This window comes from Brachybacterium sp. HMSC06H03, from assembly GCF_001807385.1.
Taxonomy (GTDB): Bacteria; Actinomycetota; Actinomycetes; order Actinomycetales; family Dermabacteraceae; genus Brachybacterium; species Brachybacterium conglomeratum.
Window position 1 is genome coordinate 22,053 of record NZ_KV788951.1, and the last position, 14,207, is coordinate 36,259.

Here is a 14,207-nt window from a genome sequence, read left to right on the forward strand (position 1 = left end):
CCTCCAGCGCTCCCGGGCCGTCGCGCCTCGACGACGACGGGAAGGAGGCGACGAGATGCCGCAGGTCAGGGTCTACAACCTCGGCTACGACCCGGGGACCGGGATCGGCGAGCTGCTGCACACCACCACCGTGCGCCACGCGATGGGGATGATCCGGCGCGAGGTCGCCGTGCCCGTCGAGCTCACGGTGGTCGACGAGCGGATCGTGCCCCTCGCTCTCGAGCTCACCCGCGAGCTGAGCGGCGCCTGGGTCGAGGGGGCGGGGCGCCGCTCCGTCGGCTTCAGCTATCGCGCGGTCCACGAGCGGGACCACTGGACCTGCGCGTACTGCGGCCGCAGCGTCTCGCGCGCGCCGGCGTGCGAGACGCTGCTGGCCACCGTGGACCACATCCTGCCCGTCTCCCGCGGGGGTCGATCCTCCTGGACGAACCTCGTCTCGGCGTGCAAGGGGTGCAACAACCGCAAGGCGGACCGCACCCCCGCGGAGGCCGGGATGCCGCTGCGCTTCGCGCCCTATGATCCGGCCGTCTCCTACCGGGTGGGAGGACACGTCGAGGACCTCCCGGTGCTGCTCGGCGCCTGATCAGGGCGCGGCGCGGGCCGACGTGACCAGGAACGCACCAGCCGCGACCTGCTCGTATCTCATCTATGAGTTACTGTCGGCGCATGACTGAGACCACGGAGTTCCTCCCCCGGATCGGCGCTCTGGTGCGCGACGCGCGCCAGCAGTCCGGTCTCACGCAGGCCCAGCTCGCCACGACCCTCGGCACCAGCCAGAGCGCGATCAACCGCATCGAGAAGGGCCAGCAGAACCTCACCCTGGAGATGATCTCCCGGATCGGCAGGGCCCTGGACTCCGAGATCGTGGGCATGGGCACCTCGGGCCCGAGCCACCTGCGCGTGCACGGCGAGACCACGCTCTCCGGCGCGATCGACGTCAAGAGCTCCAAGAACGCCGGCGTCGCGCTGCTGTGCGCCTCGCTGCTGAACACCGGCACCACCGTGCTGCGCAAGGTCGCGCGCATCGAGGAGGTCAACCGACTGCTCGAGGTGCTGACCTCCATCGGCGTGAAGGCCACCTGGCTGAACGAGCTGGGCGACCTCGAGCTGCGCGTCCCCGCGACCCTCGACCTCAGCTCGATCGACGAGGGCGCCGCGCGCCGCACCCGCTCGATCATCATGTTCCTGGGCCCGCTGCTGCACCGCGCGGGGAAGTTCCAGCTCCCCTACGCCGGGGGCTGCGACCTCGGCACCCGCACCGTCGAGCCGCACATGACGGCGCTGCGCCACTTCGGCCTCGACGTCGTCGCGACCGACCACAACTACCAGGCGACCACCGCCGTCGGCACCGGCCCGACCCGCCCGATCGTGCTCACCGAGCGCGGCGACACCGTCACGGAGAACGCGCTGCTGGCCGCCGCCCTGTACGAGGGCGAGACGATCATCCGCAACGCGAGCCCGAACTACATGGTCCAGGACCTGTGCTTCTTCCTCGAGAAGCTCGGCGTGCGGATCCAGGGCATCGGCACCACCACCCTGGTCGTCCACGGCACCTCCTCGATCTCGACCGACGTCGACTACGCCCCGAGCGAGGACCCGATCGAGGCGATGAGCCTGATCTCCGCCGCGATCGTCACCCGCTCCTCGATCACCGTGCGCCGCGTGCCGATCGAGTTCATGGAGATCGAGCTCGCCCTGCTGGAGGAGATGGGCCTGCGCTACGACCGCTCCGAGGAGTACCTGGCGGAGAACGGCAAGACCCGCCTGGTGGACATCACCACCCATCCCAGCGACCTGCGCGCCCCGGCGGACAAGATCCACCCCATGCCCTTCCCGGGCCTGAACATCGACAACCTGCCCTTCTTCGCCGTGATCGGGGCGACCGCGCAGGGGCAGACGCTGCTGCACGACTGGGTGTACGAGAACCGCGCGATCTACCTCACCGAGCTCACCAAGCTCGGCGCGAACGTGAAGCTCATGGACCCGCACCGCGTGCTCCTCGAGGGGCCCACCCGCTGGTCCGGCGCGGAGCTGGTGTGCCCGCCCGCGCTGCGTCCGGCCGTCGTGATCCTGCTGGCGATGCTCGCCGCGAAGGGCACCTCCGTGCTGCGCAACGTCTACGTCATCAATCGCGGCTACGAGGACCTCGCCGAGCGCCTGAACAAGCTCGGCGCGCGCATCGAGACCTTCCGGGACATCTGAGCGGTCGCTCCCGCACCGCCGACTGCCCGGTGGGTCGTGCGGGAGAGCGGTCCCGGCCTGGATAGGATCGACGGATGACCAGCGAGGAGAAGCGCGCTCGGCCCGTCATCGGACGGGCCGGCTCGTACGAGAAGGGCGTCGCCCGCCGGCAGGAGATCCTCGAGCGGGCCGCCGAGGTGTTCCGCGAGCGCGGGGCCGACGGCACCTCGCTGCGCCGGATCGCGACGGCGATCGGGGTGTCCCACGCGGCGCTCCTGCACTACTTCGACTCCCGCGAGCAGCTGCTGGTGGCGGTCTACGAGCACGCCGAGGCGAAGCGCGACACCTCGGGCGACGCCGCGGAGTCGGCGATGGACGTGCTGGTCAAGGCCGCGATGATCAACATCGGCGTGCCCGGCATGGTCGAGCTGTACACGACGCTGGTCGCCTCGGCGCTGGCCGCTGACGGCACGCCTTCGAACGAGTTCTTCACCGACCGCTTCGAGCGCATCCGCACGGAGCTGACCGAGCGCCTGGCCGCAGAGCAGTCCGCCGGAACGGTCCGCGACGACGTCGAGCCCGCCGACATGGCGGCCCTCCTCGTCGCGGCCTCCGACGGCCTGCAGATCCAGTGGCTGCTCGAGCCCTCGGTCGAGCTCGAGCGCACCCTGGCGACCTTCTCCGTGCTGCTGGCTCCCCCGGCTACGTCCTGAGGCTGCCGCGCAGATCGGGGACGTCGGAGAGCAGACGCCGGGTGTACTCGGCCTGCGGCGCGAAGCACCGGTGGCGGTGATGGAGCACGCTGACCTCGGCAAGGCGGTAGCCGGCCTGAGCGAGGCCACGTCCTGGAACTCGGGGCAGGAGTGCGGCGCCGCGGCCCGTGTCCTCGTCTACGAGGACGTCGCCGAGCAGTTCGTCGAACAGCTCGTCGCGAGGTCTCGCAGATCCGCGTGGGCATCCCCCGGGGCGAGTTCAAGGGCTCCGGCTACGAACGCGACCTCTCGTTCTATGCCCTGGCCGACTTCTCACGCATCAAGCACGTACAGATCAACCGCTCTCGCTGAGGCCGGCCCCGATCCGCGCCCGGGCCATGACCTGCCGCGCCGCGACGTCCGCGCCCGCGAGCAGCGGCGAGGGCACCCCCGGGGCCGCCCCGATCGCCGAGCCAGGCTGGGTCGACTGCGCGGGGATGCCCAGCACCACGATGGCGGGATCGACCTGACCGTCGGCGGAGACCAGGTTGTGCCCGCCATCGGCGTCCTCGGCGATCTCCGCGCCGGTCGCCTCCATCGAGTGGGTCTCCACCCCGTCCACGGTATGGATCCGGGCGCGGCCGGAGTCGAGCAGGGCGCGCAGCAGCGGATCGTCCGTGTCCGGGACCTTCCCCTTGGACATCCGCGTCTCGAGCAGCACCGCGGAGGAGACCTCCCGACCGGTCACGGCGGAGGAGGCGCGAAAGAGCCCCGCGTCCTCGTCGGCCTCGACCGCGGTGCCGGGCCCGAGGAGCTCGACCACCCCTGCCTCCAGCAGCGCCAGCACCAGGCGCACCCGCTCCGCCGGCGGGCCCGAGGCGAGGGCGAGCGAGTCGCCGTCGAACCATCCCAGCACGTCACGGGCCAGCGAGACGCCCGTGAAGGCGCCGCGGGCGGTGAGGAGACCGACCTGACGCCGCAGCGCCCCCATCGCCCCGTTGACCGCGGCACGGGGGTGGCGCCAGGGATCGGACATCGAGCCGAGCTCGTCGCGGACCAGGCGGCGCACCAGGCGGGCCCAGCCGTCCGGGCCGACCTCCTCGCCGCGGGTGGGCCGATGCAGCTCCTCGAGGGCCCAGGTCCACTCCTCCTCGCCGATCGCGGCCTCGAGCACCGTGTCGATCTCCTCGACGGTCGAGGCGGCCTCGAGCCCGGCGAGCCAGTCGCCGCCGACGGCCTGCGGGCGCAGCTCGCCCAGCGCCTCGAGGTAGACGCGGGCGAACTCGCGGCCGAGCACCGGCCACACCTCGTCGGCGAAGTCGATGCCGCCGCGGACGGCGAGGGCCGCGAACCACTCCGGGCTCGCCCAGCGCGGCACGAAGGGGCGCACGGAGCGCCCACCTACTGGCTTGGAGCGGTAGGGGACGCCGCGCCGCGAGCCGACCAGCAGACGCGGCTCTCGGCCGCTGGGCAGATAGCGCAGACGGCCGTGCGGATCGCCCTCGACAGGCTCGAACGCGCCGCCCCACTCCTCGGCCAGCTGCCCGAGGACGTCGAAGAGGTTCGCGCCGAGCCCGCGCACCAGCACATCCTGTCCCGCGGGGAGGCCCGTGAAATCCCGCTCCGCCGGCATGCCGGGCTCGACGTAGCGCAGGCCGTGACGTGCGGCGAAGCCCGCCAGCTCCTCCACCTCGCGGCTCCGCCGCCCCTGCACCATCCCCTGGGCGAGGACGACGGCGGGCGCGCTCAGCCGGCGACCGTCCTCGAGCACGACGGTGCGCTCCGCGCCCGTGCCCTCGAGGTCGACGGCGCGGCCGAGGACCTCGGTGAGCTCGACGGCGCCCGTCTCCGCGGCGGCCTCGAGCTGGTCGCGGTAGTAGACGCCCTGCAGGCGCCGGGTGGGGAAGGTCGCGCCGGTCAGCGCCGACGCCTCCTCCACCACCCACTCCCCCGCCGGGTGCGTGCCCTCGGCCCGGACCCGCCGCGCCCAGTCCACGAGGTCGGGCCCGGGGGCGGGCGGGCCGCTCATGCGGGTCGAGTCGTCGGGGTGGACGGTCGTGGCGTCGGCCTGGGTGTTGTTGAGGTACGCCGCCGGCTGGTCGAGGCGCCAGGTCGCGCCGGGACCGATCGCGAGGGCGTCGAGAAGCGCGACGCGCAGCGGCGCGGCTCCCTCGGCGCGGACGCGCGCGACGAGGCGCAGCACGGTGGCGACGCCGCGGGGGCCGCCGCCGACGATCACCGCGTCGAAGTGCTCCGGGCTCATCGGGGCACGGCGGCGACGGCGTCGGCGCGGATCCCGCCGTGCTCGTCGAGCTCGACCAGGCGCGCGCCGGTGCGGGTGAATCCGGCCGCGTCGACCCGGGGGCGCACCTCGACCGCGTCCTCGCGCGCGTCGACCTCCACGTCGACCTCGTAGACGCTGCGCAGCACGGGGGCGCGGAGCGCCTCGGCGGGGCTGCCGTCGGCGACCAGACGGCCGCCGTGGAGGACGACGATCTGGTCGCAGTAGCGCGCGGCGTGGTTGAGGTCGTGAATCGCGATGAGCGCGCTGATCCCCTCCTCGCGGGTGATCTGACGGACCAGCTGGAGCGTCTCGATCTGGTAGCGGAGGTCGAGGGCGCTGGTCGGCTCGTCCAGGAGCAGCACACGGGTCTCCTGGGCGAGGGCGCGGGCGATCAGGGCGCGCTGCGCCTGCCCGCCGGAGAGCTCGGACATGGAGCGCTCGGCGAGGTCGCCGAGGCCCATCCGGGCGATCGCGTCCTCGACCTTCGCGCGGTCCTCGGCGCGCGGGGCGATCCCGAAGTGCGGGGTGCGGCCGAGCATGACGGCCTCCCGCACGGTGAGGTCGAAGGGCGCGTCCCCGGCCTGGGGCACGTAGCCGACGACTCTCGCGAGCTCGCGCCGGCCGAGGGAGGAGGTCTCGCGCCCCTCGACGGTGACAGTGCCGGACTTCGCGCGGTGGACGCCTGCGATGGCCTTGACCAGGGTGGACTTGCCGGAGCCGTTCGGTCCGAGCAGCGCGCAGAACGCTCCGGGCGCGACCTCGAAGGTGACGTCCTCGAGGATCCTGCGCGGACCGTAGGAGAAGGACAGGTGCTGGACGGAGAGGCTCACTTCAGAGTGTTCCTTCGCGTGAGGATGAGATAGATGAACACGGGACCGCCGATGAAGGCGACCACGATGCCGACGGGCACCACGGCCGGGGCGATCACGGTGCGGCCGACGGCGTCGGCGACCAGGAGCAGCAGCCCTCCCGAGAGCGCGGCGAAGGGCAGCAGATGCCGGTGGTCGGCACCGATCGCGAGGCGTGCGATGTGCGGGCCCACCAGGCCCACGAACCCGATGATGCCGCAGAACGAGACGACCACCGCGGCCAGGGCGACCGAGAGCGCGATCAGTCCGATCCGCACCGGGCCGACGTTCACGCCGAAGCTGCGCGCTGCGTCGTCCCCAGCGAAGGCGATCGCGTTGAGATCCTTGGAGAACAGCAGCGTCACGGGGATGGCCACCAGGGTCACGATGCCCACGATCAGCACGTCGTTCCAGGTCGCGTCGTTCACGGAGCCGAAGGTCCAGCGGATGATCGCCTGCAGCGTGTTCTCGTTCGCGGTGAACTGCAGCGCGGAGGTGAGCGCCTCGAAGATCTGCGTCATGGCGATGCCGAGCAGGAGCAGCGTGGCGACGGCCATGCGGCGGGCCGTGGCGATGCCGAGCACGAGCGCCGAGACGGCCAGGGCCATCACCATCGCGCCGGCGATGGTGGCCCAGGCCGGGAGCTGGTTGGTGCCGGCCAGAGTGATCACGAGCGCGGCGCCGAAGGCTGCGGCCGGGGAGACGCCGAGGGTGAAGGGGCTGACCAGGGGGTTGCGCAGCAGGCCCTGCATCAGCACGCCCGAGACCGAGAGGGCCGCGCCCGCGGCGAAGGCGAGCAGCACGCGCGGCAGGCGCAGCTGGGTGATCACGGCGTAGGAGGAGGCGAAGTCCGCGGAGATCGTGCCGCCGAGGATGCTCACCTGCACCGAGCGCAGCACGTCGCCGATGCCGACGCCGGCGGTCCCGATCGTCACCGAGACGACGAGGGCCGCGAGGGAGACGACGAGGCCGACGGCGAGGACCACGAGCTTGCGCAGCTCGCGGCGACGGGAGGTCTCCTCGCCCGTCGCCCCGGACGCGGCATCGGGGGTGGGGGCGGGTCGCTGGAGCGTCGTGGTCATGCGTCCGGTCCCTGCACGTAGTCGGTGGGGGCGCTGAGCTCGGCGCCCTGGAACTCGGTCACCCAGCGGGTGAGGTACTCGCCGGGGTCGATGCCCTCGAGCTCGGCCGGGTGGAGCCAGGAGGCGAGGTAGAGGGCGCCCAGGGACTTGCCGAGCGCGCTGGTGGCCCAGCCGTTGGCGAGGCCGATGCGACCCTCGGCCACGGCTGCGATGCCGCTCCATCCGGGGCGGGCGACGAGCTCCTCGCGCAGCGCGTCGAAGCGGTCGACCGGCTCGGCGGAGGGCTCGAACTCGTGCAGGACGAACTGCGGGTCGCGCAGCACGACCTCGGAGGGGTCGACGGTCAGCTCCTCCTGGGCGTCGCCGCCCGAGGCGTCCTCGAAGACGTTCGTGCCGCCGGCGGCGAGGATCATCGCGTGGAAGCCGGAGCCGGGGAGGGTGGTCAGGTACGGCTCGACGGTCTCGAGGTAGACGCTGACGGGCTCGACGTCCGCCAGACGCTGCTCGAGCTCGCCCGCGATCTCGGCCCGGAAGTCGAGCACGGTCTGCGCGCCGTCGGCGACGCCGAAGACCTCGCCGAGCAGGCTGATCGTGGTGTCGACGACCTCGGTGTCCCAGGCGGTCGCGATGACGACCGGGATGTCGAAGGCGCCGAGCTGCTCGACGGCCTCCTGCCAGACGGCGTTGCGGGGAAGGATCACGACATCCGGCTCGAGCCCGGCGATCGCCTCGTAGTTCAGCTGGTCGAGGCCCTCGGCGACGACCTGCTCCTCGGCGAGACCGAGATAGGGAAGTCGGTCCAGGGAGGTGCGGTCCACGCCGACGACGCGGTCGCCGGCGCCGATCGCCCGCACGAACTCGTTGGCGTAGCTGTTGATCACGACGGCGCGCTGGGCGGGTCCGGGCAGGACCACCTCGCGGTCCTGGTCGTCGACGATCGTGAGCTGGGCGGCGGTCTCGCCGCCTCCCTCGACGGTGACGTCGCCGCAGGCGGCGAGGGCGAGCACGGGGAGGGTGGCGAGTGAGGCGCCGAGCAGGGTGCGTCGGCGGAGGGTCGCGGTCATGGCGGTCCTTGGGGTGAGCAGAGAGCGGGGGTCAGGCGTCGGGGTGGGAGGGCTCGCCGAGGCTGAGCATGAGGCGGTTCGCCCAGGCGAAGAACCCCGCCGCACACAGCGCGTCGGCGATCTGCGCCTCGTCGAGGCCCAGGTCGCGCAGGGCCGCGACGTGCTGCGGGCCGAGGGCGGGGCGGGGACGGGAGAGCTCCGCGGCGGCGGTGGCGATCGCTCCCCAGCGGGGGTCCTGCGCCGCGGCGAGCGGCGCGAGGTCGGCGGCTATCCAGTCGCCGTCGCGGCCGAGCTCGGCGGCGAGGAGCGCGTCGACGTCCGCCTCGCGCTTGGAGAAGCCGGCCGCCTTGCGGGCGTGGACCGAGGCGCAGTAGATGCAGTCGTTGACCTTGCTCGTCACGGCGGCGGCGAGCTCCCGCTCGGCCTTGGGCAGGCCGTCGCGGGGCAGGAAGATCGCGTTGTCCAGAGCGCTGCGGGCCCGGGTGATACCAGGGGTGAGCGAGAGCATCCTGAAGTAGACGCTGTTCGTACTGGCCTTCGAGGCGAAGGAGTCGCGCTGGGCCTCGGAGAGCTCGTCCTCTGCCGGGACGGCGATCCACGGCTCCCATTGCAGCTGTTCCCGGGTGTAGGCGGCGGGGCGGGTGCGGCCCGTGCGGGTGGTGCCGCCGTGCTCCGCGCGGCGACCGCGCGAGCGCGGGGCGCGGGAGGGCTCGAGGGCAACGGGCGCCTCGAGTCCCTCGAGGACGGCGAGGCCGGCCACGAGGCGCTGGAGGTGGCTCTCGAAGGCGACGAGCTGGCTGATCAGCACCACGGCGGTCGCGTCGTGCCCGGCCTCGGCGAGGCGCTGCTGGTCCTCCTGGGTCACCAGGGCCGGCGAGACGGACAGCAGGTCGACGTGGTCGCGCAGGGCGGCGAGGGCGGGATCAGCAGGGGCGTCGGCGGCGGCGAGCGAGGGATCGGCGCCCTGGGCGCGATGCCAGGCGGCGAGGGCGCCGCTGCCCTGCCACTGCGCGGTGACGACGGCGAGGGCATGGAGCACGGGCGCGGGCAGCACCTGTGTCGTGCGGTAGAGGGCGTCGTAGGCCTCGCGGGTGTGCTCGCGCACCGCGGGGCGGAGCACGCCCGGCGCCACCTCGCCCGTCGGGGCCAGGATCGCGTCGAGGAGGTCGTGGGCGGTGCGGGGCGCGGTCTCCGAGGGCATATGGCGAGCTTAAGGGTGTCCAAAGGGTCAGTTGTCGCCGTCGGGTTGTGCATCGGCTCACCTCGCCGGGCCGCTCAGCCCCCGAGCCACCGCGGCTCCACGGCCGCGATCCGCGACGTCGCGCCCTCCGAGCGCAGCAGGCACACGAGGACCCGGACCGCGAGCTCGCTTGCCGAAGAGAGCCGTCCGCTGGCCCGGCAGGGCCTCGAGCGGGCGACCTGCGCCGTCTCCTCCACGCCAGCGGGAAGCGGGCCACGTCGTTGCGGGCACGCTTGCGTCCGGGCGCCCCGAAGAGCAGCAGACGGCTGCACTCCTCGTCGAGCGCCCGCTCGACGACCATCCGGCCGGGCATCTCGAAGTCGACCACGGAGCCCTGCGGGAACTCCTCGGGCCTGGCGATCGCGACGAAGGGGAGCCCGGACTCGATCACGGGCGCGAGGCGCTCGTCGATGCGGTCCGGCTCCATCAGGATCAGGCCCTCGCGCACCCCGTTGCTCGTCGCGCGGCGGATCCCGTTCATGACCTGCGACGAGACGCTCTCGTGCTCTCGCCCACCTGCCGCTCCCGGAAGACCTCCGGTGACGGTCCGCGTCGGGCCCCGCGGTGCTAGCGTGCCGGGGTGACCGTTTCGGACCCCCGCTCCCCTGCCGCACCCGCCCCCTCCACCCCGGAGGATCCCGGCGCACGGATCGGGTTCGATCGCGAGAAGTACATCGAGCTGCAGTCCCGCCACATCCAGCAGCGCCGCGAGGAGATCGGCGGGAAGCTCTACCTCGAGATGGGCGGCAAGCTCTTCGACGACCATCACGCCTCCCGGGTGCTGCCCGGCTTCACGCCGGACAACAAGATCGCGATGCTCGAGCGGCTGCGGGACGAGCTCGAGATCCTCGTGTGCCTGAACGCGAAGGACCTCGAGCGCCAGAAGGTCCGCGCGGATCTGGGCATCACCTACGAGGACGACGTGCTGCGGCTGATCGACGTCTTCCGCGAGCGGGGCTTCCTGGTCGAGAACGTGGTCCTCACCCAGCTCGAGGAGAAGAACCACATCGCCCACGCCTTCATCGAGCGCCTGCAGCGCCTGGGCCTCACCGTCGCGCGCCACGGGGTGATCCCCGGCTATCCGCAGGACACCGCCCGGATCGTCTCGGAGCAGGGCTTCGGCGCGAACGAGTACACGATCACCAGCCGCGACCTCATCGTGGTCACCGCGCCCGGCCCGGGCTCGGGAAAGCTCGCCACCTGCCTCTCGCAGATCTACCACGACCACCAGCGCGGCATCCCCTCGGGCTACGCGAAGTTCGAGACCTTCCCGATCTGGGACCTGCCGCTCGAGCACCCGGTGAACCTCGCCTACGAGTCGGCGACGGCGGATCTCGACGACCTGAACCTCATCGACCCCTTCCACCTCGCCGCCTACGGCACCCAGGTCACGAGCTACAACCGGGACGTCGAGGTCTTCCCGCTGCTGCGCCCCCTGCTCGAGAAGCTCACGGGCTCCTCCCCCTACGCCTCCCCCACCGACATGGGCGTGAACCTCGCCGGGTCCTGCATCACGGGCGACGAGGTCTGCCGGGAGGCGGCGCGCCAGGAGATCATCCGCCGCTATTACAAGGCGCTTATGCACGAGCGGATCCAGGACGAGGACGACGTCGTCTCGCAGCGGATCGGGATGGTGATGTCGAAGGCCGGCTGCTCGCCGAGCGACCGCTCGGTCGTCGAGCCGGCGCTCGCGGTCGAGGCGCGCACCGGCGAGCCGGGCGCCGCGATCGAGCTGGCCGACGGCACGATCGTCACCGGCAAGACCTCTGCCCTGCTCGGCTGCTCGGCGGCGATGCTGCTGAACGCCCTGAAGCATCTGGCGGGGCTGGACGATGCGGTGCAGCTGCTCTCCCCCTCCTCGATCGAGCCGATCCAGACCCTGAAGACCGAGCACCTCGGCTCGCGCAACCCCCGCCTGCACACCGATGAGGTGCTGATCGCCCTGTCGGTCTCCGCCTCGAGCGACGAGAACGCGCGGCAGGCCATCGACCAGCTGCGCAGCCTGGCAGGCTGCGACGTGCACACGACGACGATCCTCGGGACGGTGGACGAGGACATCTTCCGCAACCTCGGCATCTCGGTGACCTCCGAGCCGCGCTTCCTGCGCAAGGCGCTCTACCACAAGCGCTGAGCGACGCGCCGCCCCCTCTCGCCCCTTGCGCCGCATCGGGCGAATCGGTCCAATGGTGACCGGCCCCACTCGAACAGTCGTCCATCGCGAGGGTGGGCTCGGGGCGGGGCCGTGCACGTCGACTCGAGGGGGATCACCATGCACGCCGTCCGTCGCACACTCGCCGCCGCCGCGGCACCGCTGCTGATCGCGGGCCTCGCCGCCTGCGGGAGCTCCGAGGAGCCGGCCGCCACCGAGCAGGCCCCGACCGTCGAGGAGACCGACGAGGAGCAGAGCCAGGCCGAGGAGCCGGAGGACGACGCCGAGGAGGACTCCCCGCCGGCCGAGCAGCCGGAGGATTCCGAGGCCTCCGAGGGTTCCGAGAGCCCCGAGGACCAGGCGTCCGACGGGCCCGAGCAGTCGGAGGGGGAGGAGTCCGGCGACTCCGACGACGCCGGGGAGACGGAGGCGACCGGCTCCGGCACCACCTCCGTCGAGCACCTCTGGATCGACGACTCCTGGACGATCGAGGAGACCGACGACATCTGCGGCGAGATGGACCTCTCCCCCGCCAACTACTCCGACCAGAAGGGATTCTTCAGCTGCGGCCCGACGGCCGCGAGCGCCCTGGCCTGCCAGGTCGAGGCCGAGAACCTCGTCTACTGCATCACGAACGCCCCGGGCCGCAGCGCGATCAGCTTCGCCTCGGACAAGGCAGCGGAGGATGCCGGGACGATGCCGGCGAACGAGGACGCCCTGCCGATCCAGGTGACGCTGCCCGAAGGCGTGACCTGCCAGCCGATCTCTCATGATCACGACCAGCACTTCGAGGACATGTTCAGCTGGTACTCCTGCGACGACGGCTCCGAGCTGCTGACCGACGAGGACATCGCCAACACCTTCGCCGTTGAGGGAGAGACCTGGACGGTGCAGCAGTCCGTCGACAAGGGCGCTCCCGAGGAGGTCGTCGCGCAGACCGTCACCTTCGCCGGGAGCTGACCGGTCACCGCCGGCTCCGGGGAGGGTCTGCTAGCGTCCGCGCGTGCCCAGCCCCACCCTCCGTCGTCGACTGCTCCGTCTGCTCGCCGCGCTCCTGACGCTCGTGCTGCTCGCAGCGGCGAGGCTCGTGATGTGGAGCCGGATCGGGGCGATGGACGCGGAGACCGCGCCGTGGCAGGAGGCGCAGGAGGATACGCGGATCGCGGAGGAGCGCACCGACATCGCACTCGTCCTGCGGCCGAGCGAGCCCGAGCCCGCACGGACGGGGCTCCTCTTCTACCCAGGGGCGAAGGTCGAGCCGGGGGCCTTTGCGGCGCGACCCTCCGGGCTGGTCACCGAGCTCGGCGCGACGGTCGTGATCGTCGATCCGCCGCTGAACCTCTCCCTGTTCGACCGGCGCGCTCCCGAACGGTTCACCTCCCTCGCGACGGAGGTCGAGACCTGGCTGGTCGGAGGGCACTCGATGGGCGGGGTGCGGGCCTGCGGGCTCGCCGAGGAGGCGGATGCCCTGGTGCTGTTCGCCTCGTACTGCGCCGCGGACCTCTCCACCACGGAGGTGCCGGTGCTGAGCCTCTCCGGCAGCGAGGACGGACTGTCGACCCCGGTGAAGATCGCCGAGCACCGCGACGCCCTGCCGGGCAGCGCCGAGATGGTCGAGATCGCCGGAGCGAGCCACGCGAGCTTCGGGGACTACGGGCCGCAGAGCGGCGACGGCACGGCGACCATCGACGACGCCGAGATGGACGCCGCGGTCGAGGACGCCGTCGCCGGGCTCCTCCGCTCGATGCCCTGAACTCGGCGCACGCGCTCTCCGATCAGGGCAGTTCGATCAGCGCCTGGACCGGGGCGTGGTCGGAGGGGTAGGCACCGGACGCGTCGCGCCACACGTTGATGGCCGCCTTGGTGGTGACCAGGTCGTCGGTGGCGAGCACCCAGTCGATGCGGTCGCCGTCCTCGACCGGGTCCTCGTAGCCGGGGAAGGTGCCCCAGGCCGGGGTGACGCGCTCGGCGGCGGAGTCCCAGGTGTCGACGGTGGGACCGTCGGTGACCAGCGTCGTGTAGGCGCCGGAGTCGTGGGCATGGGAGTTGAAGTCGCCGGTGACGATGGTGGGGAGCTCGTCGAGCTCGCCGCCCTGGAAGAGGTCGATCATCGCGTCGGCGCTGCGGATCCGAGCCGGCTCGCTCCGATGGTCGAAGTGGGTGTTGATCATCGCGAACTCGGCGCCGGAGGCGAGGTCGCGAAGCCGCGCCCAGACCACGATGCGGGTGACGGTGTTGCCCCAGGTGGCCGAGCCGATCACGTCGGGGGTGTCGGAGAGCCAGAACTGGTCCCACTGGAGCACCTCGAGACGGGTGCTGTCGTAGAAGATCGCGGAGTGCTCGCCGGCGCTGCCGCCCTCGCGGCCGTAGCCGATGCTGCGATGGCGCGGCAGCGCGGACTCGATCGCGGCCAGCTGCCCGTACAGGGCTTCCTGGATGCCGAGCAGGGTGGGCTTCTCCCGCTCGAGCAGCTCGATCAGCAGCGGCCGACGGGTCGGCCAGTGGTCGGGGTCGCCCTCGACGGTGCCGCCGCCCGCGGAGCGGTCGTAGCGGATGTTGAAGCTCATCACGTGGAGCTCGTCGCGCTTCGCGCGGCCGATCAGCGCTCGGGAGGGGCTCTGCGCGGGTGCGGCGCCCGCCGGGGCGGTGGCCGCGGCGAGAGCGGCG

The 14,207-nt window shown here is 72.3% G+C and carries 12 protein-coding genes and 1 pseudogene; 7 read left to right on the plus strand and 6 right to left on the minus strand.

What is annotated here, in order from left to right; translation table 11 throughout:
• Positions 1–55 precede the first annotated feature (55 nt).
• The 4 genes and pseudogenes from HMPREF3159_RS15190 to HMPREF3159_RS18230 form a co-directional block, all read left to right on the plus strand.
• Complete coding sequence (locus tag HMPREF3159_RS15190; RefSeq protein WP_070502030.1) at positions 56–583, plus strand: HNH endonuclease; 528 nt, start codon at positions 56–58, stop codon at positions 581–583.
• 83 nt (positions 584–666) lie between these two features.
• Positions 667–2,202: a UDP-N-acetylglucosamine 1-carboxyvinyltransferase gene (locus HMPREF3159_RS15195; RefSeq protein WP_010551739.1), complete on the plus strand. Its 1,536-nt coding sequence runs from the start codon at positions 667–669 to the stop codon at positions 2,200–2,202.
• A 74-nt stretch (positions 2,203–2,276) separates the two neighbouring features.
• Complete coding sequence (locus tag HMPREF3159_RS15200) at positions 2,277–2,894, plus strand: TetR/AcrR family transcriptional regulator (RefSeq protein WP_070502032.1); 618 nt, start codon at positions 2,277–2,279, stop codon at positions 2,892–2,894.
• A 79-nt stretch (positions 2,895–2,973) separates the two neighbouring features.
• A pseudogene (locus HMPREF3159_RS18230) lies at positions 2,974–3,069 on the plus strand (hypothetical protein); the annotation flags it as partial.
• Positions 3,070–3,228: 159 nt separating this feature from the next.
• Here the strand turns inward: HMPREF3159_RS18230 and HMPREF3159_RS15205 are convergent.
• Genes HMPREF3159_RS15205 through HMPREF3159_RS15225 form a run of 5 tightly spaced genes read right to left on the minus strand, consistent with a single transcriptional unit; the run spans position 3,229 to position 9,352 of the window.
• Entirely contained in the window at positions 3,229–5,136 is a 1,908-nt protein-coding gene (locus HMPREF3159_RS15205; RefSeq protein WP_070502034.1) for an FAD/NAD(P)-binding protein, read from the minus strand.
• Entirely contained in the window at positions 5,133–5,987 is an 855-nt protein-coding gene (locus HMPREF3159_RS15210; protein WP_070502035.1) for an ABC transporter ATP-binding protein, read from the minus strand. The genes HMPREF3159_RS15205 and HMPREF3159_RS15210 overlap by 4 nt, the downstream gene beginning before the upstream one ends.
• Positions 5,984–7,087 carry a FecCD family ABC transporter permease gene (locus HMPREF3159_RS15215; protein WP_070502036.1) on the minus strand — a complete coding sequence of 368 codons (1,104 nt, stop codon included), beginning with the start codon at positions 7,085–7,087 and terminating at the stop codon, positions 5,984–5,986. Before HMPREF3159_RS15215 ends, HMPREF3159_RS15210 begins: the two co-directional genes overlap by 4 nt.
• Positions 7,084–8,151: an ABC transporter substrate-binding protein gene (locus tag HMPREF3159_RS15220; protein ID WP_070502037.1), complete on the minus strand. Its 1,068-nt coding sequence runs from the start codon at positions 8,149–8,151 to the stop codon at positions 7,084–7,086. Before HMPREF3159_RS15220 ends, HMPREF3159_RS15215 begins: the two co-directional genes overlap by 4 nt.
• A 31-nt stretch (positions 8,152–8,182) precedes the next feature.
• A complete protein-coding gene (locus HMPREF3159_RS15225) occupies positions 8,183–9,352 on the minus strand; it encodes a peroxidase-related enzyme (protein ID WP_070502039.1) in 1,170 nt (389 codons plus the stop codon).
• Between the two features lie 619 nt (positions 9,353–9,971).
• Between HMPREF3159_RS15225 and HMPREF3159_RS15230 the strand changes: the two genes are divergently transcribed.
• From HMPREF3159_RS15230 to HMPREF3159_RS15240, 3 genes are all read left to right on the plus strand, one after another.
• On the plus strand, positions 9,972–11,522 hold the full coding sequence (locus HMPREF3159_RS15230) for a DUF1846 domain-containing protein (RefSeq protein WP_141748264.1): 1,551 nt from the start codon (positions 9,972–9,974) through the stop codon (positions 11,520–11,522).
• Between the two features lie 138 nt (positions 11,523–11,660).
• Positions 11,661–12,500, plus strand: coding sequence for a hypothetical protein (locus HMPREF3159_RS15235; protein WP_070502042.1), 840 nt, complete (start codon positions 11,661–11,663; stop codon positions 12,498–12,500).
• Positions 12,501–12,543: 43 nt separating this feature from the next.
• Entirely contained in the window at positions 12,544–13,293 is a 750-nt protein-coding gene (locus HMPREF3159_RS15240; RefSeq protein ID WP_070502043.1) for an alpha/beta hydrolase, read from the plus strand.
• A gap of 22 nt (positions 13,294–13,315) precedes the next feature.
• On the opposite strand, the gene HMPREF3159_RS15245 is transcribed toward HMPREF3159_RS15240, so the two are convergent.
• The coding region (locus HMPREF3159_RS15245) for an endonuclease/exonuclease/phosphatase family protein (RefSeq protein WP_210388891.1) at positions 13,316–14,207 on the minus strand (892 nt) is incomplete at its 5' end.

Bases quoted from the DNA above. Each gene is read 5' to 3' on its own strand.
- HMPREF3159_RS15200 (WP_070502032.1), top strand. From the start codon at position 2,277: ATGACCAGCGAGGAGAAGCGCGCTCGGCCCGTCATCGGACGGGCCGGC.
- HMPREF3159_RS15220 (WP_070502037.1), bottom strand. From the start codon at position 8,151: ATGACCGCGACCCTCCGCCGACGCACCCTGCTCGGCGCCTCACTCGCC.
- HMPREF3159_RS15205 (WP_070502034.1), bottom strand. From the start codon at position 5,136: ATGAGCCCGGAGCACTTCGACGCGGTGATCGTCGGCGGCGGCCCCCGC.
- HMPREF3159_RS15215 (WP_070502036.1), bottom strand. From the start codon at position 7,087: ATGACCACGACGCTCCAGCGACCCGCCCCCACCCCCGATGCCGCGTCC.
- HMPREF3159_RS15225 (WP_070502039.1), bottom strand. From the start codon at position 9,352: ATGCCCTCGGAGACCGCGCCCCGCACCGCCCACGACCTCCTCGACGCG.
- HMPREF3159_RS15235 (WP_070502042.1), top strand. From the start codon at position 11,661: ATGCACGCCGTCCGTCGCACACTCGCCGCCGCCGCGGCACCGCTGCTG.
- HMPREF3159_RS15190 (WP_070502030.1), top strand. From the start codon at position 56: ATGCCGCAGGTCAGGGTCTACAACCTCGGCTACGACCCGGGGACCGGG.
- HMPREF3159_RS15195 (WP_010551739.1), top strand. From the start codon at position 667: ATGACTGAGACCACGGAGTTCCTCCCCCGGATCGGCGCTCTGGTGCGC.